The sequence below is a fragment of the Citrobacter freundii complex sp. 2024EL-00216 genome (assembly GCF_043945515.1).
Classification (GTDB): domain Bacteria; phylum Pseudomonadota; class Gammaproteobacteria; order Enterobacterales; family Enterobacteriaceae; genus Citrobacter; species Citrobacter portucalensis.
In genome coordinates this window covers 160,593-186,551 of record NZ_JBIMRA010000005.1, presented here as the reverse complement: position 1 = coordinate 186,551, position 25,959 = coordinate 160,593, and the positions used below count along the sequence as shown (strand labels likewise).

The following is a 25,959-nucleotide window of genomic DNA, read 5'->3' as shown; positions in this document are numbered from 1 at the left end:
GATAAGCCTCCACAACGATTCCTCTGTAGTTCAGTCGGTAGAACGGCGGACTGTTAATCCGTATGTCACTGGTTCGAGTCCAGTCAGAGGAGCCATATTTAAGAAGCCTGCTTAGGAAACTAAGCAGGCTTTTTGCTTTATGTTTCAAGCCTGATCGAGCGAAGCTACGCCGGAATCTTACGCCGGGAAATCCCCATGCTGACGCGCAACCAACGTCAGAATGGAATACAGCGCCACCGCCTGCTGGTGCTGATTAAAGATCTCCACCGACCACTCCACCACGCCGGTCGCTTTTTCTTCGGCATTGCGCTGACGTTTCACCGTTTTGCGTTTGCAGGTTAAACGCACCTGGATAGTATCGCCCGGCTTAACCGGCTCGATAAAGCGCAGGTTTTCCATGCCATAGTTAGCAATCACTGGACCGACACCCGCGTCGACAAACAGACCGGCTGCGGCGGAAATCAGGAAGTAACCGTGCACCACGCGCTCGCCGAAAATGGAATCGGCTGCTGCAATCTTGTCCATATGGGCGTAGAAGTGGTCACCGCTGAGGCAGGCAAAGTTAACGATATCCGCTTCGGTCAGTGTACGACGTGGCGTCAGCAGGCTGTCGCCCGGCTGGATCTCTTCGAAGTATTTACGGAACGGGTGAATACGATCTTCCTCCACCCGAGCGCCACGCACCCACTGTTGGCTTACCGCCGCGAGCATGGTTGGGCTGCCCTGAATGGCGGTGCGTTGCATGTAGTGTTTCACCGCGCGCAGACCACCCAGCTCTTCACCGCCGCCTGCACGTCCAGGCCCGCCGTGGACCAGCTGTGGCAGCGGAGAGCCGTGACCGGTCGATTCCGCCGAGGACTCTTCGTTCAGCACCTGAATACGCCCGTGGGCGCGGGCCGCACCGAGGACAAACTCTCGCGCCAGTTCACCGCTCGCCGTCACCAGCGTTCCTGCCAGACTGCCTTCACCGGCGCGCGCCAGCGTCATGGCATGCCCGGTATTTTGATACGGCATCAGCGTGGCGACCGGACCAAAGGCTTCAATTGCATGTACCGCGGCAATTTCATCCGGCTGCGGACAAAACAGCAGCGTTGGCGGGAAGAAAGCCCCAGCCGTGCTCAGATCTGCTTTTCCGCCCAGAAGCACCTCACACCCGGCTTCAACCAGACGATTCACATTATCCTGTACGTCCTGACGCTGATCGTTATTCACCAGCGACCCCATCTTCACGCCTTCCTGCGCCGGATCGCCCACTACCACTTTTTGCAGACGGGAAATCAGCGCCTCGCTGACCGCTTTCACCTGCGCCTGTGGCACGATAATGCGGCGGATAGCGGTACATTTCTGCCCGGCTTTGGTCGTCATCTCGCGCACTACTTCACGTACAAACAATGCAAACTCAGGCTGTTCTGGGGTGACGTCATCACCAAGCACACAGCAGTTGAGTGAATCCGCTTCCATGGTGAAAGGAACCGATTTAGCCACCAGGTTGGGGTGCACGCGCAACTGCTGCCCGGTATGAGCAGAACCGGTAAAGGTCACCACATCCTGGCTGTCGAGGTGATCGAGCAGGTCGCCCGCGCCGCCACAGATAAGGCTAATTGCGCCGTTCGGTACCAGGCCACTGTCGATAATCGCTTTCACCATTGCCTGAGTGAGCTGCGCGGTGGCGGTTGCAGGTTTGATAATGGCTGGCATCCCGGCAAGCCAGGTTGGCGCCAGCTTCTCTAACATACCCCAGCAGGGGAAGTTAAAGGCGTTGATATGCACCGCAACACCGGATTTGGAGGTCAGCACGTGGCGTGCGGCAAAACCGCCCTGTTTGGACAGCGGGATCAGTTCGTCTTCCGGCCACAGCGTATCGTCCGGCAGCTCGCGGCCACCGAGACTGGCATAAGTGAAAAGCGTGCCAATGCCGCCTTCGATATCGACCCAGCTGTCACCGCGCGTTGCTCCGGTTTGCGCGGATATGGCATAGAAATCGGCTTTCAGTTCCATTAAATGCTTCGCCACCGCTTTTAGCATCGCGCTGCGCTCAATAAAACTCATTGCCTGTAACGCTTTGCCGCCGTGCTCAATAGCAAAGCGGCGCGCCTGCGCCATATCCAGTCCAACGCTTGTCACTTCCCAAAGCGCTTCACCGGTAAGAGCGTGGTGGATGGTGCGCGTGCGGCCCCGGCCTGTCTGCCAGGCACCGGATAAATAACTGGCTAACTGCTGCATCGTTAATCTCCAGATGTGTTCCGTAATATCTCTTTAAATAGTTCTTTTATGAATCAAAAAATGCAAGTGAGATTTTAATAATTTGTTAACAATGAGATCGCGAACACTTTACCTTTATTGGTTATCTATCTGTTATTAATGAATAAACAAAAACCATTTGCGACAAGTATCGCAAAATCAGCAAACAAAATTTGTGGTTTTATTTAACCAAGATGTAACTTTTATAAAACAAAGTGATTCGCAAATATTGATTTGTTGAAATTATCGGAATCATAAGGTGATGACGTGACAGAAGAACAACGCTTTGACCAGCGCATCGCGCAGGAAACGGCCATCGAGCCGCAGGACTGGATGCCGGACGCATACCGTAAGACGCTGATCCGCCAGATTGGCCAGCATGCGCACTCGGAAATTGTCGGCATGTTACCGGAAGGCAACTGGATAACCCGCGCACCTACGCTGCGGCGTAAGGCCATTCTGCTCGCAAAAGTACAGGACGAGGCCGGACACGGTCTGTACCTCTACAGCGCGGCGGAAACACTGGGCTGCGCGCGTGAAGATCTGTACCAGAAGATGCTCGACGGCCAGATGAAATACTCCTCCATCTTCAACTACCCAACCCTGAGCTGGGCGGATATCGGTGTGATCGGCTGGCTGGTCGATGGCGCGGCGATTGTTAACCAGGTGGCGCTGTGTCGTACCTCCTACGGCCCGTATGCCAGGGCGATGGTCAAAATCTGCAAAGAAGAGAGCTTCCATCAGCGTCAAGGCTTCGAAGCGTGTATGGCGCTGGCTACTGGTAGCGAGGAACAGCGTCAGATGCTGCAGGACGCCATCAACCGTTTCTGGTGGCCTGCGTTGATGATGTTTGGCCCGAACGACGACAACTCACCGAACAGTGCCCGCAGTATGGCGTGGAAAATCAAACTGCACTCCAACGACGAACTGCGTCAGCGCTTTGTTGATAACACGGTCCCGCAGGTAGAAATCCTCGGTATGACCGTGCCGGACGCCGACCTACAGCTTGATGAAGCGACGGGGAAATATCGATTCGGTGAGATCGACTGGCAGGAATTTAATGAGGTCATCAACGGTCGTGGTGTCTGCAACCACGAACGTCTGGGCGCAAAGCGTAAGGCCTGGGAAGAAGGGGCATGGGTGCGCGAGGCCGCACTGGCGCACGCCGAAAAGCAACAGGCCCGCGACGCGGCGTAAGGAGAGAGTCATGAGCAAAACATACTGGCCGTTATACGAAGTTTTTGTCCGCAGCAAACAGGGGTTATCACACCGTCACGTTGGCAGTCTGCATGCCGCCGATGACCAGATGGCGCTGGAAAATGCACGCGATGCCTATACACGCCGCAGCGAAGGCTGCTCCATCTGGGTGGTGAAAGCCAGCGAAATTGTTGCGTCACAGCCGGAAGAACGCGGTGAATTTTTTGACCCGGCGGAGAGCAAAGTCTATCGCCATCCCACGTTCTACACCGTGCCGGACGGCATGGAACATATGTGAGGCAACGATGAATAACCTGAATCCCGTTGCAACCTATGCCCTGCGTCTGGGCGATAACGGCCTGGTGCTGGCTCAGCGTCTGGGTGCCTGGTGCGGTCATGCGCCGGAGCTGGAGATTGATCTGGCGCTGGCTAATATCGGCCTCGACCTGCTGGGGCAGGCGCGCAACTTCCTCAGCTACGCCGCCGAACTGGCGGGTAACGGCGACGAAGACACGCTGGCTTTTGGTCGTGACGAGCGTCAGTTCCGCAATCTGTTGCTGGTGGAACAGCCTAACGGCAACTTTGCCGACACGATCGCTCGCCAGTTCTTTATCGACGTCTGGCATGTGGCGCTGTTCACTCGTTTGGTTAACAGCCGCGATAAGCAGATTGCGGCTATCGCTGCCAAAGGACTGAAAGAAGTGCGTTATCACCTGCGCTTCAGCCGCGGCTGGCTGGAGCGACTGGGGAATGGTACTGACTACTCCGCGCAACTGATGCAGAAGGCGGTGGACAATCTGTGGCGTTACACCGGCGAATTGTTCCTTGCCGACGAACTGGAGATCGCTCTGGCCAGGCAGGGCATTGCCGTCGATCCGCGCGAACTGCAAACCGAATGGCAAATGACGGTACACACTGCGCTGATTGATTCTGGTTTACAGGTTCCGCAAGAGGCGGCGTTTCGCAACGGCGGTAAGCAGGGGCTACACAGCGAACATCTCGGGCCGATGTTGGCCGAGATGCAGTACTTGCAGCGTGCGTATCCTGGGCAGCAGTGGTAGCAGGAGGTGGCTATGCAACGTCTTACCGCGATCGCACCGCCAGAGGTGCACACCGTTTGGGGGCTGTTAAGTGCGATTTCCGATCCGGAAGTGCCGGTGCTGACCATCACCGATCTCGGCATGGTACGCAGCGTTGAGCGCTGCGGCGACGGCTGGGTTATCGGCTTTACGCCGACGTACTCCGGCTGCCCGGCCACCGAGCATCTACTGGGTGAAATTCGCATGGTGATGGCGGAGCACGGCTATACGCCAGTACATATCGTCCTGCAGCTTGACCCACCGTGGACCACTGACTGGATGAGCCCGGACGCCCGCGAACGCCTGCGCCAGTATGGTATCAGCCCGCCGCAGGCCCACGCCTGCCATGCCGAAATGCCAACTGACGTACAGTGCCCGCGCTGCGCCAGCACCCATACCTCGCTGATTAGCGAATTCGGATCCACGGCCTGTAAAGCGTTGTATCGCTGCGACAGCTGCCGTGAACCCTTTGATTACTTTAAATGTATTTGAGGTTGCGATGACAACATTTCATTCGCTTACCGTGGCCAACGTTGAAGCGGAAACGCGCGATGCGGTGACCATCACTTTCACCATTCCTGACGCGCTGCGTAATGACTACGCCTTTCGACCGGGCCAGCATTTGACGCTGAAAGCTCACCTCGGTGGAGAAGAGCTGCGTCGGTGTTACTCCATTTGTCGCAGCCGCTCGCCGTCGGAAATTAGCGTCGCGGTTAAAGCTATCGACGGTGGGCGTTTCTCCCGCTATGCCCAGCAGGATATCCAGCAGGGTATGGCGCTGGAAGTGATGGTGCCGCAGGGGCACTTCGGCTACCAGCCGCAGGCCGAGCGCGAAGCCGAATATCTGGCGATTGCCGCCGGGTCCGGCATTACGCCGATGATGGCGATTATTGAAGCGACGCTGACGACCGAACCGGCCAGCCAGTTCACCCTGATCTACGGCAACCGCAGCAGCCACAGCATGATGTTCCGTCAGGCGCTGGCCGATCTGAAAGACCGCTATCCGCAGCGTTTACAGGTGGTGCACCTGTTCAGTCAGGAGTCGATGGACAGCGATCTGCTACAGGGTCGTATCGACGGCGACAAACTGCGTGCGCTGGGCAAAAACCTGCTCGATTTCAGCCGCTTTGACGACACCTTTATCTGTGGCCCATCGGCAATGATGGATGAAGCCGAAGTGGCACTGCGCGAACTGGGCATAGCGGAAAAATCCATTCACCTTGAGCGTTTCAATACGCCGGGGACCAGCGTGAAACGCGCCACCGGCGTGCAGGCGGAAGGCCGCACGGTCACCCTTCGTCAGGATGGGCGCGATCGCCTGATTTCACTGAGTGCGGAAGATGACAGCATTCTCGACGCCGCGTTGCGCCAGGGCGCTGACCTGCCGTTCGCCTGTAAAGGCGGCGTGTGCGCCACCTGCAAATGCAAGGTGGTCAGCGGCGAGGTGGCGATGGCCGCCAACTACAGCCTTGAAGCCGATGAACTGGCGGCGGGCTATGTGCTGAGCTGCCAGGCGCTGCCAACCAGCGGTGACGTAGTGGTCGACTTCGATGCGCGGGGGATGGCATGAGCGAACTGCTGATTTCCCGTCACGACCGTGTACTGCAACTGACCCTGAACCGTCCGCAGGCGCGTAACGCCCTGAACAATGCGCTGCTAACGCAGATTGCTGATGCGCTGGAAAGCGCGGCGGCGGACGCCAGCATCAGCGTTTGCGTGATTGGCGGCAACTCGCGCTATTTCGCCGCCGGGGCCGATCTTAATGAAATGGCGGAAAAAGATCTGCCCGCCACTTTCGACGATATTCGTCCTCGCCTGTGGGCACGTATTGATGCCTTCAACAAGCCGTTGATCGCGGTGGTTAACGGTTACGCGCTGGGAGCCGGGTGCGAGCTGGCGCTGCTGTGCGACCTGGTGATTGCCGGGGATAACGCCCGCTTTGGTCTGCCGGAGATTACTCTCGGCACCATGCCAGGGGCGGGCGGTACGCAGCGGCTTATCCGTTGTGTTGGCAAAGCGCTGGCCAGCCGAATGGTGCTGAGCGGTGAAAGCATTGATGCCGAACGAGCGCAACAGGCCGGGCTGGTGAGTGACATTCACCCGGCGAACCTCTCCGATGAATACGCGCTCAAGCTGGCGGCGACCATCGCCCGTCACTCACCGCTGGCGCTGCGGGCGGCAAAACAGTCTCTACGCGCTTCGCAAGAAGTGGGTCTCCAGGCCGGTCTGGTGCAGGAACGTCAGCTGTTTACGCTGCTGAGCGGCACCGAAGATCGTCGTGAAGGCGTCAGCGCCTTTTTAGAAAAACGCACACCGGAATTTAAAGGACGCTAATCGTGGACGCATTTATTCTCAGCGAAGTGGAGCAGGGCGTGATGACTATCACCCTGAACCGCCCGGACCGACTCAACAGCTTTAACGACGTGATGCACCAGCAGCTTGCCGATTGCCTGAAACAGGCCGAGCGAGACGACACCATTCGTTGCCTGCTGATCACCGGTGCCGGACGCGGATTTTGCGCCGGACAGGATTTGAACGACCGTAACGTTGACCCGAGCGGCCCCGCGCCGGATCTGGGCATGTCGGTGGAACGCTTCTACAACCCGCTGGTGCGCCGCTTAGCCGCGCTGCCGAAGCCGGTTATCTGTGCCGTCAACGGCGTTGCCGCTGGTGCCGGTGCCACACTGGCCTTGGGCTGCGACATCGTCCTCGCCGCGCGCTCGGCGAAGTTTGTTATGGCCTTCAGCAAACTCGGCCTGGTGCCGGACTGCGGCGGAAGCTGGGTGCTGCCGCGCGTAGTCGGTCGCGCTCGCGCCGTGGGTTTGCTGATGCTTGGCGATAACCTCAGCGCCGAACAGGCCGCGCAGTGGGGCATGATCTGGCAAGTGGTCGACGATGCCGAGTTGAAAGATGCCGCGTTGACCATGGCGCGCCATTTCGCGACGCAGCCGACCTATGGCCTGGGGCTGATTAAGAAAGCCTTGCAGCTTTCCGAAACCAACACGCTGGATCAGCAGCTTGAGCTTGAACGCGACTACCAGCGCATGGCCGGTCGCAGCGACGACTACCGCGAAGGGGTCAGCGCCTTCCTCGCCAAACGTCCACCACAGTTCAGCGGGAAATAAGCCATGACGCAAACTCTTCATCGCGTTGCCGTGATCGGCGGCGGAACAATGGGTGCAGGTATTGCCGAGGTGGCTGCCAGCGCCGGACATTCGGTCCTGCTGTATGACATTTCCGCTGAGGCGATTACTCGCGCCATTGAGGGTATTCGCCAGCGACTCGACGTTCGTGTTGGTCGTGGAAAAATCAGTGCGGAACAGGCCAGTGAGCTGCTGGCACGGATCGCCCCCGCGACTGAACTGAATCAGCTTGCCGATGCACAACTGGTGATTGAAGCCGCTTCCGAGCAGCTGGAAATTAAAAAAGCGCTGTTTAGTCAGTTGGCGGAGATCTGTTTGCCGTCAACGCTGCTAACCAGTAATACCTCGTCGATCTCAATTACCGCGATTGCGGCGGGAGTGAAGCATCCGGAACGTGTGGCGGGGCTGCACTTCTTTAACCCGGCACCGGTGATGAAACTGGTGGAAGTGGTGAGCGGCCTTGCCACCTCAACGAAAGTGGTCGAGCAGCTTTGCCAGTGCGTGACTGCCTGGGGCAAACAGCCGGTGCGCTGCCGCTCTACGCCAGGCTTTATCGTTAACCGCGTGGCCCGTCCGTACTACGCCGAAGCCTGGCGTGCACTGGAAGAACAGGTTGCGTCAGCGGAAGTGATTGATGCCGCACTGCGCGACGGCGGCGGGTTCCCGATGGGACCGCTGGCGCTGACCGACTTGATTGGCCAGGACGTCAACTTTGCCGTGACCTGTTCGGTGTTTAACGCCTTCTGGCAGGACCGCCGTTTTCTGCCGTCTTTGCTGCAACAGGAGCTCGCTCTGGCGGGGCGTCTGGGAAAGAAGAGCGGTTACGGCGTCTATCGCTGGCCTGCTGAAGTATCGCATGAACTGGCTGTTGCAGCGGTAGCGCCTGAAAATGCAGCAAAAAATATCAAGCGTGACGTTGTCACTGAACTGGATGATGTGCTGCTCCTTGAAACTACCGGTGAAACCGCGCTGGCCTTAAGCGTGCAGCACCAGCGCCCGGTGGTGGTGTATGACCATGCTGCGGGCGACACCGTCGTTCTGGCAAGCGCACCAACCAACCCGGCTTCAGCCACCGACAAAGCGGTGTACTACTTCCAGCAGCAGGGCAAAAAAGTGCTGCGTATTGCCGACTACCCAGGGCTGCTGGTATGGCGCACGGTAGCGATGCTGGCGAACGAAGCGCTGGATGCGCTGCAAAAAGGAGTCGCCAGCGCCGAGGATATCGATACCGCCATGCGCTTGGGGGTCAACTACCCGCACGGGCCGCTGGCCTGGGGCGAATCGCTCGGCTGGGGACGTGTGCTGCGTCTGCTGGAAAATCTACAACAGCACTACGGCGAAGAACGCTATCGCCCGAGTGCGCTGCTGCGCCAGAAAGCGCTGATGGAGATGCGTCATGAGTAACGAAGCCTGGCGCAACGCCCGCGCCATGTATGTGAAAGACACCTGCGCGCAGGCGCTGGGGATTGAAATTATTGAGATGGACGACGGTTATGCGCAGATGATCATGACCGTGTCGCCGTCGCAGCTGAATGGACATCAGACCTGTCACGGCGGGCAACTGTTTTCATTGGCGGATACTGCCTTTGCTTACGCCTGCAACAGTCAGGGACTGGCAGCAGTAGCCTCAGCGGCCAGTATCGACTTTCTGCGTCCGGCCTTTGCAGGTGACAAACTGACCGCCACCGCGCGGGTCAAGCAGCAAGGCAAACTCACTGGCGTTTACGACATTGAAATTGTCAATCAGCAACACAAAACCGTGGCTCTGTTTCGCGGCAAATCCCACCGCATCGGTGGCACGATTACAGGAGAAGTCTAATGCGTGACGCATTTATTTGTGACGGTATTCGTACCCCGATTGGTCGCTACGGCGGGGCGCTGGCAGGCGTGCGTGCCGACGATCTGGCGGCCATCCCGTTGCGTGAATTACTCAACCGCAACCCACGCCTGGATCCCAGCGCTATTGACGATGTGATCTTCGGTTGCGCCAACCAGGCGGGCGAGGATAACCGCAACGTGGCGCATATGGCGACCCTGCTGGCGGGTTATCCGCACAGCATTGCCGGCACGACCATCAACCGTCTGTGCGGCTCAGGGCTTGATGCAATCGGCTTCGCTGCTCGCACGATCAAAGCCGGTGATGCCGACCTGCTGATCGCTGGTGGTGTTGAGTCAATGTCACGCGCGCCGTTTGTAATGGGCAAAGCCACCGCGCCGTTTCAGCGTCAGGCCGAGATGTTTGATACCACCATTGGCTGGCGTTTTGTGAACCCGCTCATGCAGCAACAATTCGGAACTGACAGCATGCCGGAAACGGCGGAGAATGTAGCTGAATTGTTAAATATAAGCCGAGAGGACCAGGACGCCTTTGCGTATCGCAGCCAGCAGCGCACGGCGAAAGCCCTGCGTGACGGCATTCTGGCGCAGGAAATTGTGCCGGTACAAATCATTGGCAAGAAAGGGGCAGTTAGCGCAGTACGTGAAGATGAACATCCGCGTGCAGAAACCACGCTGGAGCAACTCGCACAACTGAAAACACCGTTTCGTAAGAACGGCGTGGTTACCGCAGGCAATGCATCTGGGGTCAACGACGGCGCGGCAGCAATGATCGTAGCCAGCGAGCAACACATAAAGGCCCAGGGACTAACGCCGCGTGCACGCATTGTCGCGATGGCGACGGCGGGCGTGGAGCCGAAGTTTATGGGGCTTGGGCCAGTTCCTGCGGTACGAAAAGTGCTGGAGCGCGCCGGGCTGAATATCAACGATATGGATGTGATTGAGCTGAATGAAGCCTTTGCCGCCCAGGCGTTGGGTGTGATGAGACAGCTTGGACTGGCAGATGACGCAGAACACGTGAATCCCAATGGGGGGGCTATCGCTTTAGGTCACCCGCTGGGGATGAGCGGTGTGCGGCTAGCGCTGGCCGCAACGCTGGAGCTGGAACGACGCAATGGACGTTATGCGCTGTGTACGATGTGTATTGGCGTGGGTCAGGGCATTGCCATGATCCTTGAGCGAGTGTGAGCTAATTGACCTGCGAGTGCCCTACAAAATGACAACGACAACAACAAAATTAGATCCGATTGAAACCGCATCGCGTGACGAATTACAGGCTTTGCAAACCGAGCGCCTGAAATGGACGTTAAAACACGCCTATGAAAATGTCCCGATGTACCGCCGTAAGTTCGACGCGGCGGGGGTTCACCCGGATGATTTCCGTGAGCTGAGCGATCTGAGCAAGTTTCCCTGCACCACCAAGCAGGACCTGCGTGACAACTATCCCTTCGACACCTTCGCGGTACCGATGGAGCAGGTGGTGCGTATCCATGCATCATCCGGCACCACGGGTAAACCGACGGTGGTGGGCTATACGCAAAATGATATCGATACCTGGGCTAACATCGTCGCCCGCTCGCTGCGTGCCGCAGGCGGTACCGCGAAAGATAAAATCCACGTCGCTTATGGCTATGGCCTTTTCACCGGCGGACTGGGTGCGCACTACGGCGCGGAACGCCTGGGGGCAACGGTTATCCCGATGTCCGGCGGTCAAACCGAGAAACAGGCGCAGCTGATTCGCGATTTCAAACCTGACATGATTATGGTCACGCCATCCTACTGTCTGAACCTGATTGAAGAGCTGGAGCGCCAGATGGGCGGTGACGCGCGGGGTTGTTCGCTGCGTACCGGTGTCTTTGGCGCAGAGCCGTGGACAACGGGGATGCGCGCGGAGATCGAACGTCGCCTGGGTATTACGGCGCTGGATATTTATGGCCTCTCGGAAGTGATGGGGCCGGGCGTGGCGATGGAGTGCATCGAAACGGGTGATGGTCCGACAATATGGGAGGATCATTTCTTCCCGGAAGTGGTCAATCCGGATGACGGTACGCCACTGGCCGACGGCGAGCACGGCGAACTGCTGTTCACCACGCTGACGAAAGAAGCGCTACCGGTCATTCGTTATCGTACCCGCGACCTGACGCGCCTGCTGCCGGGTACCGCACGCACGATGCGTCGTATGGATCGCATTAGCGGGCGCAGCGACGATATGCTGATTATTCGCGGCGTCAACGTCTTCCCATCGCAGGTGGAAGAAGAGATCCTCAAGATTGAACATCTGGCTCCGCATTACCAGTTGGAAGTGGATCGCCGAGGACATCTTGATTCGCTTTCGGTACGCGTGGAGCTTAAAGAGAGTAGCCTGGTGCTAAGCCATGAGCAGCGCTGCCAGATTTGCCATCATTTACGTCATCGTATTAAGTCGATGGTCGGTATTTCAACGGACGTAAGCATTGTTAACTGCGGCAGCATCCCGCGCTCAGAAGGAAAGGCGTGTCGGGTGTTCGACCTGCGCAAAGTTGCCGCCAACGGCTAAGCCTCGTAGGCCTGATAAGCGCAGCGCCATCAGGCGAGAGCGCACAAGTTGCCGGATGGCAGCGTTGCCTTATCCGGCCTACAAATTCCTGCCATATCGCGGAAATTATCCTGTGCTATGATTCAAAAAGGACAAAAAAGACAACAGTATGAATCATATGGAAAAACTCGATAGTTTTATTCAGCAGGCGGTAACCGCAATGCCGGTCAGCGGCACCTCTCTTATCGCCTCGCTTTACGGGGACTGTTTATCGCAACGCGGTGGAGAAGTCTGGCTCGGTAGCGTTGCCGCGCTGCTGGAAGGGCTTGGCTTCGGTGAGCGTTTTGTACGTACTGCGCTGTTTCGCCTTAATAAAGAAGAATGGCTGGACGTAGTACGTATCGGCCGCCGCAGTTTCTACCGCCTGAGTGATAAAGGGCTACGCTTGACGCGCCGCGCCGAGAGCAAAATCTACCGTGCCAGCGCCCCTGAGTGGGACGGTACCTGGCTGCTGCTGCTGTCGGAGGGGCTGGAGAAAAATACCCTGGCCGAAGTTAAAAAGCAGCTGTTATGGCAAGGTTTTGGCATACTGGCGCCGAGTCTGCTGGCGTCGCCATCGCAAAAGCTGGCGGACGTACAGTCGCTGCTTCATGAAGCTGGGGTAGCGGAAAACGTCATCGTTTTTGAGGCGCATTCGCCGTTGGCACTCTCCCGCGCTGCGCTGCGTGAGCGGGTAGAAGGGTGCTGGCACTTAACCGAACAAAATGCCATGTACGAGGCGTTTATCACGCTGTTCCGTCCGTTGTTACCGCTACTGCGTGACGCCGGGCCGGACGAACTTACGCCAGAGCGCTGCTTCCAGATCCGCCTGTTGCTCATTCACTTCTATCGTCGGGTTGTGCTCAAAGATCCGCTGCTGCCGGAAGAATTGTTGCCTGCTCACTGGCTGGGTCAGACGGCGCGTCAGCTGTGCATTAATATTTATCAACGTGTTGCGCCCGGCGCCCAGGTTTTCGTCAGCGAAAAAGGCGAGAGCTCGGTGGGGGAACTGCCCGCGCCGGGTCCGCTCTATTATCAACGCTTCGGCGGATTAGCCGAGGTGTAACAGGAGAAGCCATGCCGATTTACCAGATTGACGGGATGATCCCGGTAGTTCCTGCAGAAAGCTATGTTCACCCAACCGCAGTGCTGATTGGCGATGTCATTCTCGGCAAAGGTGTTTATGTTGGTCCCAACGCCAGCCTGCGCGGAGATTTTGGGCGTCTCGTGGTTAAAGATGGGGCGAATATCCAGGATAACTGCGTGATGCACGGATTTCCCGGCCAGGATACGGTGGTGGAAGAGGACGGACATATCGGCCACGGCGCGATTCTGCACGGCTGTGTGATTGGGCGTAACGCGCTGATCGGCATGAGCGCGGTGATTATCGATGGCGCGATCATCGGTGAAAACAGTATCGTTGGCGCTTCGGCGTTTGTGAAAGCGCGCGCTGAGATGCCCGCCAACCATCTGATTGTCGGCAGCCCGGCGAAAGCGATTCGCATGTTAACTGAGCAGGAACTGGTGTGGAAAAAACAGGGCACTCGCGAGTATCAGGTGCTGGTGGGGCGCTGTCAGCAGACGCTTGCAGAAGTGGAGCCGCTGACTGCGGTAGAACCCGACAGAAAGCGGCTGGAGTTTGATGAGAATTTGCAACCTAAGTCAGCGAGTTAGCGATTCTACGCAATACCCGGTGTCAGAACTGATAGCTGGCGGTAACGCTGACGTTACGCGGCTCACCATAAACGATAGAACCGTCGATATTCGTGTCGTAGGTTTTATCGAACAGGTTATTAAGGTTACCCTGCACTGAGAAGTTTTTTGTTACCTGGTAGCGGGTGAACAAATCTACCAGGGCGTAGCTTCCCTGTTCCGCGCGGAATGTGCCATAAGGCGTGACCGTATCGCTGTAAACACGATTCTGCCAGTTAACTCCACCGCCGACGGTCAGTTCCGGCATGGCTGGCAGGCGATAACGGGTAAACAGTTTGACCGTGGTCCGCGGCAGATTCGGGTTTACTGCATTGCCTTCGTTGTCTTCAGCAACATAGCGTGTCGCACCAAACGTCATCTGCCAGTTATCAGTGATCGCACCGTTAATCTCGAATTCGACCCCTTTGCTGACCGTACCATCCATCGCTTTAAAGGCTGTGTCGCCATTGCTACCGGCGATTGGCACGCCGGTTGATTGCGCTACGTTATCCTGTTCAATGCGGAACACCGCGAGCGTGGTGGTTAAACGGCTGTTCATCCAGTCGGACTTCAGGCCAAGCTCATAGTTGTTGCCGGTGATCGGAGAGAGATATTTACCGGAACTGTCGCGCTTGTTCTGCGGCTGGAAGATTGAGGTATAGCTGGCGTAGGTAGACCAGTTATCGTCAATGTCATAGACCAGACCCGCATACGGCGTGGTGTGGTTTTGCTCCATGCTGTAGGTCAGGGTGTCGATACGCCAGTTGGTGTAACGTGCGCCAACAATCAAATGCAGTGGGTCGGCCAGCGAAATACGCGTTGCGGCGTACAGCGATTTCATGTGCGTGGTATCGTCCTGAGCCAATGACTGCGGGTTCCAGTTGGTTTCAGGGAAGTTACCATCATAGGTATAGAAGCTGCCGATTTCGTTGGGGAAAACGTTCGCCCACGAGCTTTCATAACGGTTATTCTGTTTACTGTAGCTGCCGCCCAGCATCAGATTATGCTGACGACCAAACAGATCGTAACCGCCGTCGGCAAATAGATCGACAGCATCCACTTTACGTTTGCCGCTGTTCCAGCCGGTTCCTCCGACGTAGTCATATCCTGGACCATAGTTACCATATGGGCCAATCAGCGTGCCGTCGGCCTTATTAACATAGGCATCGACGTACATCATTTTACTGTCGAACTTGACCTCGGAGTGGGTGGCGTTCATGGTCGCCTGCCAGGTATCGGCAAAACGCTGTTTGATGGTGACAAACACTTTGTTGAAGTCTTTATCGTTGTAAGCCCAGTCCGGCGCAGTGCTGCGCGAACGGTCGTAGCTGTTTTTACTGCCGTCGGTATTCCAGCGCGGCAATCCACCCCAGGTTGGGCTGTTGATATCAATGCGCTGATATTCATAGCCCGCAGACAGGCTGGTGGTGTCACCCAAATCGGCATCGACAATCCCGGAGAAGAACATTTTTTCGCTATTGTAGCGATCAAGCCAGGAGTCGTTATTCTGGTAACCCGCCACGATGCGGCCGCGCACGTTGCCGTCTGCTGTAAGCGGGCTTTGCAGATTGGTCACATAGCGTTGTTTGTTCCAACTGCCATATTCCGCTGAAACATTACCGGTGAACTCGCGGCTGGAGGCATGCTTACGGATCATGTTAATGGAGGCTGAAGGGTTACCCGTCCCGGTCATTAGCCCGTTTGCGCCACGGACCACTTCGACACGCTCAAAAAGGGCGGTGTCAGAAAGGGCGTCACCGAGATTCCAGCGGGATTCAAAATAGGTCGGGATCCCATCGACCATATAGTTATCAATCTGAAATCCGCGCGAGTAATAGCTGCTGCGATCTGAATCCGCCTGGCTTTTGCTTATCCCCAACGTGTTATCCATCACATCGCCCAGCGTTTGCAACTGCTGATCTTCCATGCGCTGCTGGCTGACAATGCTGACTGATTGCGGGATATCGCGCTGTGTCATCTGCATTTTTGTGCCAGCGGTCGTCGATTTAACGCTGTAATCCTGCTCCTCACTGGATGCGGCTGGAGCAGAACCCTCCACGATCACTGTCTCTTCAGCAGGGGCTGCGAGGCTGGTGGAAGGTAAAAGCGCTAGCGTGATGCATGCTGCCAGCAAAGAAGGGGCAAGGCCCGGTTGGCGTTGAACATTCCCGTTGAGTGTTGTGAAAGACATCGAAAAGTCCTTGATAATTATTAATATTAAGTTCAAATCACCGGTAGTTGTGATGAACCCTTTGGTTGTAAATTATTAAATGCGCATGTAAATACAAATGCGAAATATACGCATTAGCACTCAATGTGTAAACAGATGCTACGGCATAAATGAAATATTGTTTCAGTACTATGCTTGAGCAATAGCGCAGGGAAATGGTTATAAGAGCAGCACTGACTGGGGTTTTCGCTTAAAAAATCGAGGGTTAAAGTTGAAAGAGCGTGAGTAACTCGCTCATACTCTATACTCGCAGAGTTACCCGGCGTAGCATGGCAAAACGCTTGGGCTGTTAATGAAAAAGGAAAACGTCGTGGCAGAAGAAACTATATTCAGCAAAATTATTCGTCGTGAGATTCCGTCGGATATCGTATACCAGGATGAACTGGTCACTGCGTTTCGTGATATTTCCCCTCAGGCACCAACGCATATCCTGATCATTCCTAACATTCTGATCCCAACTGTCAACGATGTGACGGCGGAACATGAACAGGCATTGGGCCGCATGATCACCGTTGCGGCGAAAATTGCTGAGCAGGAAGGCATTGCTGCAGATGGGTACCGCTTAATCATGAACACCAACCGCCACGGGGGGCAGGAGGTGTATCACATTCATATGCACCTGCTGGGTGGACGTGCGCTTGGCCCAATGCTTGCGCATAAAGGTCTGTAAGCATGACCAGAGGATGCATTGCGCTTTCACTGGGTTTGTTGTTGCTGGCGGGTTGTCGTTCACACCCTGAAATCCCAGTAAGTGATGAACAGTCGCTGGTGATGGAATCAACAATTCTGGCGGCGGGTATTACAGCAGAGCAGCCTACGTTAACAACGTCTGATATTCAGGCCTCGGCATCCTCGCGACTCTATAACGAAAGGCAAGAACCCGTTACCGTTCATTATCGGTTTTACTGGTATGACGCCAGAGGGCTGGAAATGCACCCTCTGGAAGCGCCACGCAGTGTGATTATTCCGGCCCATTCGTCGGTGACGCTGTACGGCAGCGCCAATTTTCTGGGGGCGCACAAGGTTAGACTTTATCTTTATTTGTAAGGGGTGAATCTTGATGAACAAAATGAATCGCTACGCACTGATTGCCGCGCTGGCGATGTTTCTCTCAGGCTGTGTGGTGCAACGTGAGCCCGCGCCGGTAGAGGAAGTGAAGCCGGTACCGGAACAGCCTGCGCAGCCGCAACAGCCGGTGCCGGTTGTGCCAACGGTGCCAAGCATACCGCAGCAGCCGGGTCCAATTGAGCACGAGGACCAAACGGCGCAGCCTACGCCACGTCAACGTCACTATGACTGGAACGGGGCTATGCAGCCGATGGTCGGCAAAATGCTGCAGGCAGACGGCGTCAAAGCGGGCGGCGTTCTGCTGGTTGATAGCGTGAATAACCGCACCAACGGCTCGTTGAACGCGGGTGAGGCCACCGAAACCTTACGTAACGCGCTGGCGAATAACGGTAAGTTTACGCTGATTTCTGCCCAACAGCTGGCTGTCGCCAAACAGCAGTTAGGTCTGTCGCCGAATGACAGTCTGGGAACGCGCAGTAAAGCGATTGGTATCGCCCGTAACGTTGGCGCGCAGTATGTGCTTTATTCCAGCGCATCCGGCAACGTCAATTCGCCTGCGCTGCAAATGCAATTAATGCTGGTACAAACTGGCGAGATAATCTGGTCAGGTAAAGGTGCCGTTCAGCAACAATAACAGACTCACGCGCGGCGAAGTGTTGTCGCGCTATTTCCCGCAGTATCATCCCGTCGCAACCAGCCAAACCGGCCTGAGCGGCGGGAGCTGCATCATTGAACACCGTTCCCACCGACTGGTACTGCGCTGCCATCACGACCCTGACGCGCCGGAATCTCATTTCTTACGCCAATATCATGCGCTAAAACACCTGCCAGAAAGCCTTGCGCCACGTCCCCATTTTTATACGCGTGGGTGGATGGCAGTCGAGTTTTTTCACGGTAAGGTAGAATCCAGATTACCGGAAGCCGACGAACTCGCAGGCTTACTGTCTCATCTGCACCAGCAACCCCGATTGGGCTGGCGAATCAACCTGCTTCCGCTACTTGAACAGTACTGGCAGTGTGGCGATCCGGCGCGTCGTACACCATGCTGGCTGCGCGCGCTGAAGCGGCTAAGGAAACGAGGTGAGCCTCGACCTTTGCGTCTGGGGCCGCTGCATATGGATGTTCACGGTGACAACATCGTACGTACGGCATCAGGGCTGCGGCTGATTGACTGGGAATACGCCGGAGACGGTGATATTGCCCTGGAGCTGGCGGCAGTATGGGTTAGCGATGAATCCCAGCACCAACAGTTGGTTAGCACCTACGCCCAACGAGCGCACATTGAGCCAGACGTTTTGTGGCGACAGGTCAGACAATGGCAACCCTGGATAATGATGCTGAAGGCGGGGTGGTTTGAGTATCGCTGGCGGCAAACCGGCGATCGACAATTTATCAGGCTGGCCGATGAAACCTGGCGGCAGCTAACAATGAAAGGATAAGGAGAGCAGTGTGGGCCCAGTAATGTTGGATGTCGAAGGGTATGAGCTGGACGCTGAAGAGCGTGAGATTCTGGCACATCCGCTGGTAGGTGGGTTGATCCTCTTTACCCGAAATTATCATGACCCGGAACAGCTGCGTGAATTAGTGCGTCAGATCCGGGCTGCGTCACGTAACCATCTGGTGGTGGCGGTAGATCAGGAAGGCGGACGCGTACAGCGTTTTCGTGAGGGCTTTACCCGCCTGCCTGCAGCTCAATCCTTTGCTGCGTTGCACGGTCTGGAAGAGGGCGGCAAACTGGCTCAGGACGCCGGGTGGTTGATGGCCAGCGAAATGATCGCGATGGACATTGATATCAGCTTTGCACCCGTGCTGGATGTGGGCCATATCAGCGCGGCAATCGGCGAGCGTTCTTACCATGCCGATCCGCTAAAAGCGCTGGCGATGGCGACCCGCTTCATTGACGGGATGCATGCTGCTGGCATGAAAACGACCGGTAAACATTTCCCAGGACATGGGGCGGTGACGGCGGATTCACACAAAGAAACCCCAACCGATCCACGCCCAGAAGCCGAGATTCGTGCGAAAGATATGTCCGTGTTCCAGACGTTGATTACGGAAAACAAACTGGATGCCATTATGCCTGCGCATGTCATCTACAGTGATGTCGATCCGCGTCCGGCGAGTGGTTCACCTCACTGGTTGAAAACGGTGCTACGCCAGGAACTTGGCTTCGATGGTGTCATTTTCTCCGACGATTTGTCGATGGAAGGGGCGGCGATTATGGGAAGCTATGCGGAGCGTGGACAGGCGTCGCTGGATGCAGGTTGCGATATGATCCTGGTCTGCAATAATCGTAAGGGAGCGGTCAGTGTGTTAGATAATCTGTCGCCGATCAATGCAGAACGTGTTACACGTTTGTATCATAAAGGTTCATTTTCACGTCAGGAACTGATGGACTCGGCACGCTGGAAGACGGTAAGCGCTCAGCTTAACCAGCTTCATGAGCGCTGGCAGGAAGAGAAAGCAGGTCATTAACGCAAGTTTGGCGAGGATGCGATGATTATCTATTTACACGGTTTTGACTCTAACAGCCCGGGCAACCATGAGAAGGTGTTGCAGCTGCAATTCATCGACCCGGATGTCAGGCTGATTAGCTACAGTACGCGGCATCCTAAACATGATATGCAGCATCTGCTGAAAGAAGTGGACAAAATGCTGCAGCTGAATGTGGATGACCGTCCGCTGATTTGTGGTGTGGGGCTCGGGGGATATTGGGCTGAACGGATTGGTTTCCTGTGTGATATTCGTCAGGTAGTGTTTAATCCCAACCTGTTCCCGTATGAGAACATGGAAGGCAAAATCGACAGACCTGAGGAGTATGCAGACATCGCAACAAAATGCGTGACCAATTTCCGTGAGAAGAATCGCGATCGCTGCCTGGTGATCCTGTCACGTCATGATGAAGTGCTTAACAGTCAGCGTTCGTCGGAAGAGCTGCATCATTTTTACGAGATAGTCTGGGACGAAGAGCAGACGCATAAGTTTAAGAATATCTCTCCGCATTTGCAGCGCATTAAAGCGTTCAAGACGTTAGGTTAATCCTTATTGAGTGTGTAAAAAACCAGCCATCGGGCTGGTTTTTTTGTTCTTAAAGTTCCGGTTGTCTATCTTTTCAGCATCAAAACTTGATACATATCAATTTTGGTATGACCAATGCACCGTTCGTGTTATTCTCACTCTCGAAGAACATTTTCATTACCGTAACTTGTTGTTAATTAAAGGCTATACTCATAACTTTTAATTAACAATTGGTTAATAAATTTGAGGGGGTCACGTTGACTACACCATTGAAAAGGATCGTGATTGTCGGCGGCGGTGCTGGCGGACTGGAAATGGCGACGCAGCTGGGTAAAAAACTCGGGCGTAAGAAAAAGGCCAAAATCACACTAGTAGACAGAAACCACAGTCACTTGTGGAAACCGTTACTGCATGAAGTGGCGACGGGTTCACTGGACGAAGGTGTGGATGCGCTGAGTTATCTGGCTCATGCTCGTAACCATGGCTTCCAGTTCCAGTTAGGCTCGGTGGTGGATATCGATCGTGAAGCGAAGACCATTACTCTCGCTGAGCTGCGCGATGAGAAGGGTGAGCTGCTGGTTCCTGAGCGTAAAGTGCCGTATGACACGCTGGTGATGGCGTTGGGCAGTACGTCCAACGATTTCAACACCCCTGGCGTGAAAGAAAACTGCATTTTCCTCGATAACCCGCATCAGGCGCGTCGTTTCCACCAGGAGATGCTGAATCTGTTCCTGAAGTATTCCGCGAATCTGGGCGCTAACGGAAAAGTGAATATCGCCATTGTGGGCGGCGGTGCGACGGGTGTTGAACTCTCCGCTGAGCTGCACAATGCGGTAAAACAACTGCACAGCTATGGTTACAAAGGGCTGACCAATGACGCGCTGAACGTTACGCTGGTCGAAGCCGGTGAGCGTATTCTGCCTGCGTTGCCGCCGCGTATTTCCGGTGCTGCGCATAATGAGTTAACCAAACTGGGCGTACGCGTACTGACCCAGACGATGGTAACCAGCGCTGATGAAGGCGGACTGCACACCAAAGATGGCGAATACATTAAAGCCGATCTGATGGTGTGGGCAGCGGGTATCAAAGCGCCAGACTTTATGAAAGACATTGGCGGTCTGGAAACGAACCGTATTAACCAACTGGTGGTTGAGCCAACTCTGCAGAGCACGCGCGATCCTGACGTGTACGCGATTGGCGACTGCGCTTCCTGCGCTCGCCCGGAAGGCGGTTTTGTGCCTCCGCGCGCTCAGGCAGCACACCAGATGGCGACCTGCGCGATGAACAATATTCTGGCACAGATGAACGGTAAGCCGCTGAAAGCGTATCAGTACAAAGATCACGGCTCTCTGGTCTCGCTCTCTAACTTCTCTACCGTGGGTAGCCTGATGGGCAACCTGACCCGTGGTTCGATGATGGTGGAAGGACGTATTGCGCGCTTTGTGTACATCTCACTGTACCGCATGCACCAGATTGCTTTGCACGGCTACTTCAAAACCGGGCTGATGATGCTGGTCGGCAGTATCAACCGGGTGATTCGCCCGCGTCTGAAACTGCATTAATATCGACCTGTGGCGTCGGATGATTTTACGCATCCGACGCCTTCCTTCAGAGTTGTCTGAATCATTCCGCTTTCGCTCCACCTCCCGCTATTTTCATCCGTAATCTGATTGGCATTCCTTACCTTCTGTTGCAAAGTTGTTGCTAATAGCAAAAAAGGAGGTAGTCCCGTGAATAAATCAATGTTGGCGGGTATAGGGATTGGCGTAGCTGCTGCGCTGGGTGTTGCAGCGGTGGCCAGTCTGAACGTTTTCGAGCGTGGCCCACAGTATGCGCAAGTTGTCTCTGCAACACCGATTAAAGAGTCGGTAAAAACACCGCGTCAGGAGTGCCGGAACGTAACGGTCACCCACCGCAAGCCGGTACAAGATGAAAACCGTATCGCGGGTTCCGTACTGGGCGCGGTTGCGGGTGGTGTTATTGGGCATCAGTTTGGCGGTGGACGTGGTAAAGATATTGCTACCGTGGCCGGTGCTTTAGGCGGCGGCTATGCAGGTAACCAGATTCAGGGTTCGATGCAGGAAAACGATACTTACACCACCACGCAGCAGCGTTGTAAAACGGTGTATGACAAATCTGAAAAGATGCTGGGCTACGACGTGACGTACAAAATTGGCGATCAGCAGGGGAAAATCCGTATGGATAAGGATCCCGGCGCGCAAATTCCGTTGGATAACAACGGACAGTTGGTACTGAATAACAAAGCGTAAAATAGCATTATCCTGAACATTAGCCCCCCATTCGCTCAGGCTGGGGGGCTTTTTTTATCAGAAGGTTAAGGCGTAGTTCAGACCAAAAGTACGACCCCGGCCCTTGTATTCATACAGTGACGGGCTGCCGTAGGTTGGGCTATACAGCAGTGGCGCACGTTGTCCCCACAGTGTGGTGTACTCTTCATTCAGCAGGTTTTCCACGCTGAAGGTCAGCTTACCCAACGGGAGCTGATAGCTGCCGATAAAGTCCATCGTGTTATAGCCATCCAGCTTGTTACCGCTGGCGTCGGTCAGATCAAATGTTTGCTGGCTCTGTACGCGCAAGGTCCACGGTTCTGGTGCCCAGCCGACCCACGCGGTTGCTTTGGACGGTGAGGCCAGCGTGACATCCCATTTTTGCCATTTACCGTTCTGTTTCACTTCCGATTTAATGACGTTGAAGTTGCCACCCAGGCTCCAGTCCGTGTCCGCAATGAAATAATCCACCGCACCTTCAACGCCATAAATGCGGCGATCGTCGGGCTGAACGTTAATGGTCATATCGCTACGGTTGATAACGATCGATTTATCTGAAGTCGAGTAGTAAGCGGCCAGTTGCGTGCGCAGACTATCGCCGGTGTAGCGCCACCCCAGTTCGTACGAGTTAACTTTAATCCCTTCCAGACGTGAATCCGCCACGTTGACGCTGCGCTGGAGCTGGTAATGATCGCCAACCAGCAAATAGGTACCGTTACCGTAATATTTCCCTGGGTCCGGAAGCTCCACGCCCTGAGAAAAGTTAAACCACGTTTGCTGACGGTCGGTCAGGTGGGCAAGGATACCGGCGTTGAACAGGAAATTATCGTAATCGGTTTTGCCGCCCGGAATGGTATCGGCAGAGTTCGCAAGCCCGGTCGCGATTCCCTGCTGTTGAGCATAGCCAACGAAATCATCAACCCTGTTTTCGGTCCACTGATAGCGCACGCCGCCGCTGAGGGTAAAAATGTCGTTAATGTCATAGCTGTTTTGCAGGAAAGGCGCGAAGTTGGTGATGCTGTAACCGGGGTAACGCCCGGTGGTATAAGCGGTACGGTTGTCCATGCCGCCGGAGGGCAGGGACCAGGCCAGATCGAAGAATTTCTGATTGGAGTCGAAGGTTTCGTGATCGGCATCGACACCCCACGTCAGCTCCCAGTTATCCATCAACTGGCTGTTGAGGGTAATTTTGGCACCAAACTGGTCGGTGTCCTGCTGTGATGCGGAGAAACTGGTGACTTTGCCTTTGCTGAGCGTAGGGAAGGGGTAGAATTTCAGCGATTCGTCACGGTAATAGATTTGGCTGACCAGGTTCTGGCCAAAAAAATCTGCATCTGAATATTGCAGACTAATAAGATGACGTTCGGTGCCGGGAATACGATCGGAATTCAGTCCGCTGCTGGTATATGCTTTGCCGTTTCCGGTCACGGCGGACATGTTCTCGCCGAGATCCAGCCCGTAATCGTCATCCCCCTGACTTTTATAGTACTGCGTAACCAGTTGCAACTGACGGTTGTCGTCAAGTTCAATCGTCCCTGTGCCCATGACGTCCAGACGATCGGAGTGCTGTAACCCGGTTTGGGTGTTATCGAGCAGCAGGGCATCGTGATTACCGTCATACCAGCCGCCAAATCGTTGATACGCGACGGACATACGCCCGGAAGCGCGATCGGTTCCGCCACTCACCGCCGCGGCAACGCGTTCATCATGATCGTTGCTATTGTTGAAGCCGCTTTTGCTCCCCAGTTCGAGTTCTACTTCACGCTCCGGCTGACCTTTTTTGGTAACAATGTTGATTAATCCGCCGGTACTGCCACCGCCATAAAGTGAGGTTGCGCCTGAAATGACTTCAATGTGCGCAATGTTAAATGGGTCAATGGAGTCAAGCTGACGGCTGTCGGTTCGCGAGGAGTTCAGACGGACACCGTCAATTAGCACGACAATGGCGCGACCGCGCATGTTCATGCCGTAGTTTGTGCGTCCCTGGCTACTAACATCGATTCCTGGGATTAGCTGAGCAAGAACATCCTTGAACTCTTTACCTCCCTGAACCTGTTGTTCAATCTCGCTTCCTTCAATAACCCAGGTCGTTTGCGCCATTTCTGCCACTGTGCGCTGGCTACGGTTGGCGCTGACGATGAGGTTCTCTTCCTCAGCCGCAACAGCGGGTAGAGTTAAAGATAACAGAAGAGGATTGAGCACCCAGAGACGCTTATGCATTTGTATTCCTTTTAAAAAAAGTCGGTCTGTTTTTGTTATAGCGGTAGAGAAACCGATGGTTACATTGTGAAACAGGTATTAAAACAAATGCGAATATTGCTGATAATAATTGTCGTTATCAATACTTTTTACAAAAAATGATCGGGTAACACGATGAAAACAATGAGAAATGTAGGGACAATAGAACGGGAATCTAACCGGGGGCTTTATCAGCTCCCGGTGGTGTGAGTACAGCGGGGAATTGCGGGAAAGGGTTAAGCTTTGACGAGTTCGGGCCACAGCCGCAGAGTTGTGTGCGCGATCTGCATCAGTTTTTCAAACGTTGCGCCTTCACGGGCGCTGATCGACATACCTTGTAAAATACAGTTCAGGTATTCGGCCAGTTTTTGCACGTCGCAATGGGCCGGAATTTCGCCTCGTTGCTGGCGCTGGTGAAGGAACTGGGTAAGCGTCTGTTCCTGCATTGCATGGCGGGATTTCACCGTGTACGCAATATCGCGGGAAGAGGCTGCCAGCGTCGCAGAAGTATTAATCATGAAACATCCAGCCGGGGTGTCCTTGCTGGTAAAGCAGGTCGCTATAGCGGTGAAATAGTCTTCCAGTGCGGACTCAAGGCTTTTTTCTTCACAAAACAGCTGGGCTTCGTGTTTCGCCGCAAAGCGGGTGATGTAGCGGTCCAGTACGGCACGGAACAACCCTTCTTTATTGGTGAACTCCGCATACAGCGTAGGCGCTTTTGCGCCGGTGGCTTCCACGAGATCGGCGAGCGAGGTCGCTTCATATCCGTGCTGCCAGAAGAGTGTCATGGCCTTATCAAGCGCGGCTTCCCTGTCGAACACTTTTGGTCGGCCACGGCTTTTTTTTGCACAACCTGTCGTTTCAGTTGTCATGGTGCCGATGTACCTTTGTTGGGTTTATTGAATAACCATTATAAAAATATTCGACTGCACACTCCAGCGGATTCACGATAAAAATAATTTATAGCTATTAGCATGAAAAATAAGACCTTTATATTTTATATAACGATCATTATAAAAAAATGTTGACGTGTGACCTGGATCACATCTATGATTTACCTATCGATCGTTAAGTTAATCTTTTCGACACCCATTCATCTGCTAAAGGTCACTATCATGAAAAACGTAAAAACACTGTTTGTCGCTGCTGTTCTTAGCTCACTGTCATTTGCAAGCTTTGCCGCTGTTGAAGTTCAGTCCACCCCTGCGGGTCAAGAGAAAGTCGGTACTATTTCTGCGAATGCGGGGACTAACTTAGGTTCTTTGGAAGATCAACTGGCGCAGAAAGCCGATGAGATGGGTGCGAAGTCTTTCCGTATTACTTCCGTTACCGGTCCTAACACTCTTCACGGAACTGCTGTTATCTACAAATAAGA

At 54.9% G+C, this 25,959-nt stretch carries 26 protein-coding genes and 1 tRNA gene; 23 read left to right on the top strand and 4 right to left on the bottom strand.

All coding sequences use genetic code 11. The features are described from left to right. Window positions 1-19 precede the first annotated feature (19 nt). Window positions 20-95: transfer RNA gene (locus ACHHZ7_RS08540), tRNA-Asn, on the top strand. An 82-nt stretch (window positions 96-177) separates the two neighbouring features. Here ACHHZ7_RS08540 and paaZ read toward each other — a convergent pair. Further along, complete coding sequence (gene paaZ / locus ACHHZ7_RS08535) at window positions 178-2,223, bottom strand: phenylacetic acid degradation bifunctional protein PaaZ (RefSeq protein ID WP_060682359.1); 2,046 nt, start codon at window positions 2,221-2,223, stop codon at window positions 178-180. 285 nt (window positions 2,224-2,508) lie between these two features. Between paaZ and paaA the strand changes: the two genes are divergently transcribed. The 13 genes from paaA to paaY all read left to right on the top strand — a co-directional run bounded on the left by paaA (window position 2,509) and on the right by paaY (window position 13,724). Beyond that, window positions 2,509-3,438 (top strand): 1,2-phenylacetyl-CoA epoxidase subunit PaaA, encoded by a 930-nt coding sequence (gene paaA, locus ACHHZ7_RS08530; RefSeq protein ID WP_032942998.1) that lies wholly within the window; start codon window positions 2,509-2,511, stop codon window positions 3,436-3,438. Window positions 3,439-3,448: 10 nt separating this feature from the next. Further along, window positions 3,449-3,736: a 1,2-phenylacetyl-CoA epoxidase subunit PaaB gene (gene paaB, locus ACHHZ7_RS08525; protein WP_032943000.1), complete on the top strand. Its 288-nt coding sequence runs from the start codon at window positions 3,449-3,451 to the stop codon at window positions 3,734-3,736. Between the two features lie 7 nt (window positions 3,737-3,743). Next, window positions 3,744-4,499 carry a 1,2-phenylacetyl-CoA epoxidase subunit PaaC gene (gene paaC, locus ACHHZ7_RS08520; RefSeq protein WP_048235631.1) on the top strand — a complete coding sequence of 252 codons (756 nt, stop codon included), beginning with the start codon at window positions 3,744-3,746 and terminating at the stop codon, window positions 4,497-4,499. A gap of 12 nt (window positions 4,500-4,511) precedes the next feature. Beyond that, a complete protein-coding gene (paaD, locus tag ACHHZ7_RS08515) occupies window positions 4,512-5,009 on the top strand; it encodes a 1,2-phenylacetyl-CoA epoxidase subunit PaaD (RefSeq protein ID WP_032943004.1) in 498 nt (165 codons plus the stop codon). Window positions 5,010-5,016: 7 nt separating this feature from the next. Next, entirely contained in the window at window positions 5,017-6,087 is a 1,071-nt protein-coding gene (gene paaE, locus ACHHZ7_RS08510) for a 1,2-phenylacetyl-CoA epoxidase subunit PaaE (protein WP_192464095.1), read from the top strand. Then, a complete protein-coding gene (gene paaF, locus ACHHZ7_RS08505; protein ID WP_060682357.1) occupies window positions 6,084-6,851 on the top strand; it encodes a 2,3-dehydroadipyl-CoA hydratase PaaF in 768 nt (255 codons plus the stop codon). The genes paaE and paaF overlap by 4 nt, the downstream gene beginning before the upstream one ends. A 2-nt stretch (window positions 6,852-6,853) precedes the next feature. Continuing rightward, window positions 6,854-7,642, top strand: a complete 789-nt coding sequence (gene paaG, locus ACHHZ7_RS08500; RefSeq protein WP_060682356.1) for a 2-(1,2-epoxy-1,2-dihydrophenyl)acetyl-CoA isomerase PaaG — start codon at window positions 6,854-6,856, stop codon at window positions 7,640-7,642. Window positions 7,643-7,645: 3 nt separating this feature from the next. After that, window positions 7,646-9,064 (top strand): 3-hydroxyacyl-CoA dehydrogenase, encoded by a 1,419-nt coding sequence (locus ACHHZ7_RS08495; RefSeq protein WP_060682355.1) that lies wholly within the window; start codon window positions 7,646-7,648, stop codon window positions 9,062-9,064. Continuing rightward, complete coding sequence (paaI, locus tag ACHHZ7_RS08490) at window positions 9,057-9,479, top strand: hydroxyphenylacetyl-CoA thioesterase PaaI (protein ID WP_060682354.1); 423 nt, start codon at window positions 9,057-9,059, stop codon at window positions 9,477-9,479. Before ACHHZ7_RS08495 ends, paaI begins: the two co-directional genes overlap by 8 nt. Continuing rightward, window positions 9,479-10,684, top strand: coding sequence for a 3-oxoadipyl-CoA thiolase (pcaF, locus tag ACHHZ7_RS08485; RefSeq protein ID WP_060682353.1), 1,206 nt, complete (start codon window positions 9,479-9,481; stop codon window positions 10,682-10,684). Before paaI ends, pcaF begins: the two co-directional genes overlap by 1 nt. A 28-nt stretch (window positions 10,685-10,712) precedes the next feature. Beyond that, window positions 10,713-12,032 (top strand): phenylacetate--CoA ligase PaaK, encoded by a 1,320-nt coding sequence (paaK, locus tag ACHHZ7_RS08480; RefSeq protein ID WP_003832244.1) that lies wholly within the window; start codon window positions 10,713-10,715, stop codon window positions 12,030-12,032. 157 nt (window positions 12,033-12,189) lie between these two features. Next, window positions 12,190-13,116, top strand: coding sequence for a phenylacetic acid degradation operon negative regulatory protein PaaX (gene paaX, locus ACHHZ7_RS08475; protein ID WP_164091699.1), 927 nt, complete (start codon window positions 12,190-12,192; stop codon window positions 13,114-13,116). 11 nt (window positions 13,117-13,127) lie between these two features. Beyond that, window positions 13,128-13,724 carry a phenylacetic acid degradation protein PaaY gene (paaY, locus tag ACHHZ7_RS08470; RefSeq protein WP_192464096.1) on the top strand — a complete coding sequence of 199 codons (597 nt, stop codon included), beginning with the start codon at window positions 13,128-13,130 and terminating at the stop codon, window positions 13,722-13,724. 22 nt (window positions 13,725-13,746) lie between these two features. Here the strand turns inward: paaY and fhuE are convergent, their stop codons facing one another. Further along, window positions 13,747-15,933, bottom strand: coding sequence for a ferric-rhodotorulic acid/ferric-coprogen receptor FhuE (fhuE, locus tag ACHHZ7_RS08465; RefSeq protein WP_395148929.1), 2,187 nt, complete (start codon window positions 15,931-15,933; stop codon window positions 13,747-13,749). A 349-nt stretch (window positions 15,934-16,282) separates the two neighbouring features. On the opposite strand from fhuE, the gene hinT reads away from it, so the two are divergent. The 8 genes from hinT to ACHHZ7_RS08425 all read left to right on the top strand — a co-directional run bounded on the left by hinT (window position 16,283) and on the right by ACHHZ7_RS08425 (window position 22,328). Continuing rightward, window positions 16,283-16,642 (top strand): purine nucleoside phosphoramidase, encoded by a 360-nt coding sequence (gene hinT, locus ACHHZ7_RS08460; RefSeq protein ID WP_003030826.1) that lies wholly within the window; start codon window positions 16,283-16,285, stop codon window positions 16,640-16,642. Between the two features lie 2 nt (window positions 16,643-16,644). Continuing rightward, window positions 16,645-17,019 carry a YcfL family protein gene (locus ACHHZ7_RS08455; RefSeq protein ID WP_060682350.1) on the top strand — a complete coding sequence of 125 codons (375 nt, stop codon included), beginning with the start codon at window positions 16,645-16,647 and terminating at the stop codon, window positions 17,017-17,019. 13 nt (window positions 17,020-17,032) lie between these two features. Then, complete coding sequence (gene lpoB / locus ACHHZ7_RS08450) at window positions 17,033-17,674, top strand: penicillin-binding protein activator LpoB (protein WP_057066440.1); 642 nt, start codon at window positions 17,033-17,035, stop codon at window positions 17,672-17,674. Further along, window positions 17,655-18,479, top strand: a complete 825-nt coding sequence (thiK, locus tag ACHHZ7_RS08445; protein WP_060682349.1) for a thiamine kinase — start codon at window positions 17,655-17,657, stop codon at window positions 18,477-18,479. The genes lpoB and thiK overlap by 20 nt, the downstream gene beginning before the upstream one ends. Window positions 18,480-18,489: 10 nt before the next feature. After that, a complete protein-coding gene (gene nagZ / locus ACHHZ7_RS08440) occupies window positions 18,490-19,515 on the top strand; it encodes a beta-N-acetylhexosaminidase (protein WP_032943019.1) in 1,026 nt (341 codons plus the stop codon). A gap of 21 nt (window positions 19,516-19,536) precedes the next feature. Then, window positions 19,537-20,079 carry an alpha/beta hydrolase YcfP gene (ycfP, locus tag ACHHZ7_RS08435; protein ID WP_060682348.1) on the top strand — a complete coding sequence of 181 codons (543 nt, stop codon included), beginning with the start codon at window positions 19,537-19,539 and terminating at the stop codon, window positions 20,077-20,079. A gap of 236 nt (window positions 20,080-20,315) precedes the next feature. Continuing rightward, window positions 20,316-21,620, top strand: coding sequence for an NADH-quinone dehydrogenase (gene ndh / locus ACHHZ7_RS08430; protein WP_003832263.1), 1,305 nt, complete (start codon window positions 20,316-20,318; stop codon window positions 21,618-21,620). A 168-nt stretch (window positions 21,621-21,788) separates the two neighbouring features. Next, window positions 21,789-22,328, top strand: coding sequence for a glycine zipper 2TM domain-containing protein (locus ACHHZ7_RS08425; RefSeq protein ID WP_003030814.1), 540 nt, complete (start codon window positions 21,789-21,791; stop codon window positions 22,326-22,328). A gap of 57 nt (window positions 22,329-22,385) precedes the next feature. Here the strand turns inward: ACHHZ7_RS08425 and ACHHZ7_RS08420 are convergent, their stop codons facing one another. Together ACHHZ7_RS08420 and comR are read right to left on the bottom strand one after the other, a co-directional pair. After that, the gene (locus tag ACHHZ7_RS08420) at window positions 22,386-24,566 is read right to left on the bottom strand and encodes a TonB-dependent siderophore receptor (protein ID WP_060682347.1); all 2,181 of its coding nucleotides are present in this window, start codon (window positions 24,564-24,566) and stop codon (window positions 22,386-22,388) included. Between the two features lie 254 nt (window positions 24,567-24,820). Continuing rightward, window positions 24,821-25,456: a TetR family copper-responsive transcriptional repressor ComR gene (comR, locus tag ACHHZ7_RS08415; RefSeq protein WP_060682346.1), complete on the bottom strand. Its 636-nt coding sequence runs from the start codon at window positions 25,454-25,456 to the stop codon at window positions 24,821-24,823. 243 nt (window positions 25,457-25,699) lie between these two features. Between comR and bhsA the strand changes: the two genes are divergently transcribed. After that, complete coding sequence (gene bhsA / locus ACHHZ7_RS08410) at window positions 25,700-25,957, top strand: multiple stress resistance protein BhsA (RefSeq protein ID WP_003030810.1); 258 nt, start codon at window positions 25,700-25,702, stop codon at window positions 25,955-25,957. The last annotated feature ends 2 nt before the right edge of the window (window positions 25,958-25,959 follow it).

Excerpts from the sequence above, each read along its gene's own strand:
- paaZ (WP_060682359.1), bottom strand. The coding sequence starts at position 2,223 with ATGCAGCAGTTAGCCAGTTATTTATCCGGTGCCTGGCAGACAGGCCGG.
- paaB (WP_032943000.1), top strand. The coding sequence starts at position 3,449 with ATGAGCAAAACATACTGGCCGTTATACGAAGTTTTTGTCCGCAGCAAA.
- paaC (WP_048235631.1), top strand. The coding sequence starts at position 3,744 with ATGAATAACCTGAATCCCGTTGCAACCTATGCCCTGCGTCTGGGCGAT.
- paaD (WP_032943004.1), top strand. The coding sequence starts at position 4,512 with ATGCAACGTCTTACCGCGATCGCACCGCCAGAGGTGCACACCGTTTGG.
- paaE (WP_192464095.1), top strand. The coding sequence starts at position 5,017 with ATGACAACATTTCATTCGCTTACCGTGGCCAACGTTGAAGCGGAAACG.
- paaF (WP_060682357.1), top strand. The coding sequence starts at position 6,084 with ATGAGCGAACTGCTGATTTCCCGTCACGACCGTGTACTGCAACTGACC.
- ACHHZ7_RS08495 (WP_060682355.1), top strand. The coding sequence starts at position 7,646 with ATGACGCAAACTCTTCATCGCGTTGCCGTGATCGGCGGCGGAACAATG.
- paaI (WP_060682354.1), top strand. The coding sequence starts at position 9,057 with ATGAGTAACGAAGCCTGGCGCAACGCCCGCGCCATGTATGTGAAAGAC.
- pcaF (WP_060682353.1), top strand. The coding sequence starts at position 9,479 with ATGCGTGACGCATTTATTTGTGACGGTATTCGTACCCCGATTGGTCGC.
- paaK (WP_003832244.1), top strand. The coding sequence starts at position 10,713 with ATGACAACGACAACAACAAAATTAGATCCGATTGAAACCGCATCGCGT.
- paaX (WP_164091699.1), top strand. The coding sequence starts at position 12,190 with ATGGAAAAACTCGATAGTTTTATTCAGCAGGCGGTAACCGCAATGCCG.
- paaY (WP_192464096.1), top strand. The coding sequence starts at position 13,128 with ATGCCGATTTACCAGATTGACGGGATGATCCCGGTAGTTCCTGCAGAA.
- fhuE (WP_395148929.1), bottom strand. The coding sequence starts at position 15,933 with ATGTCTTTCACAACACTCAACGGGAATGTTCAACGCCAACCGGGCCTT.
- ACHHZ7_RS08455 (WP_060682350.1), top strand. The coding sequence starts at position 16,645 with ATGACCAGAGGATGCATTGCGCTTTCACTGGGTTTGTTGTTGCTGGCG.
- lpoB (WP_057066440.1), top strand. The coding sequence starts at position 17,033 with ATGAACAAAATGAATCGCTACGCACTGATTGCCGCGCTGGCGATGTTT.
- ycfP (WP_060682348.1), top strand. The coding sequence starts at position 19,537 with ATGATTATCTATTTACACGGTTTTGACTCTAACAGCCCGGGCAACCAT.
- ACHHZ7_RS08420 (WP_060682347.1), bottom strand. The coding sequence starts at position 24,566 with ATGCATAAGCGTCTCTGGGTGCTCAATCCTCTTCTGTTATCTTTAACT.
- comR (WP_060682346.1), bottom strand. The coding sequence starts at position 25,456 with ATGACAACTGAAACGACAGGTTGTGCAAAAAAAAGCCGTGGCCGACCA.
- bhsA (WP_003030810.1), top strand. The coding sequence starts at position 25,700 with ATGAAAAACGTAAAAACACTGTTTGTCGCTGCTGTTCTTAGCTCACTG.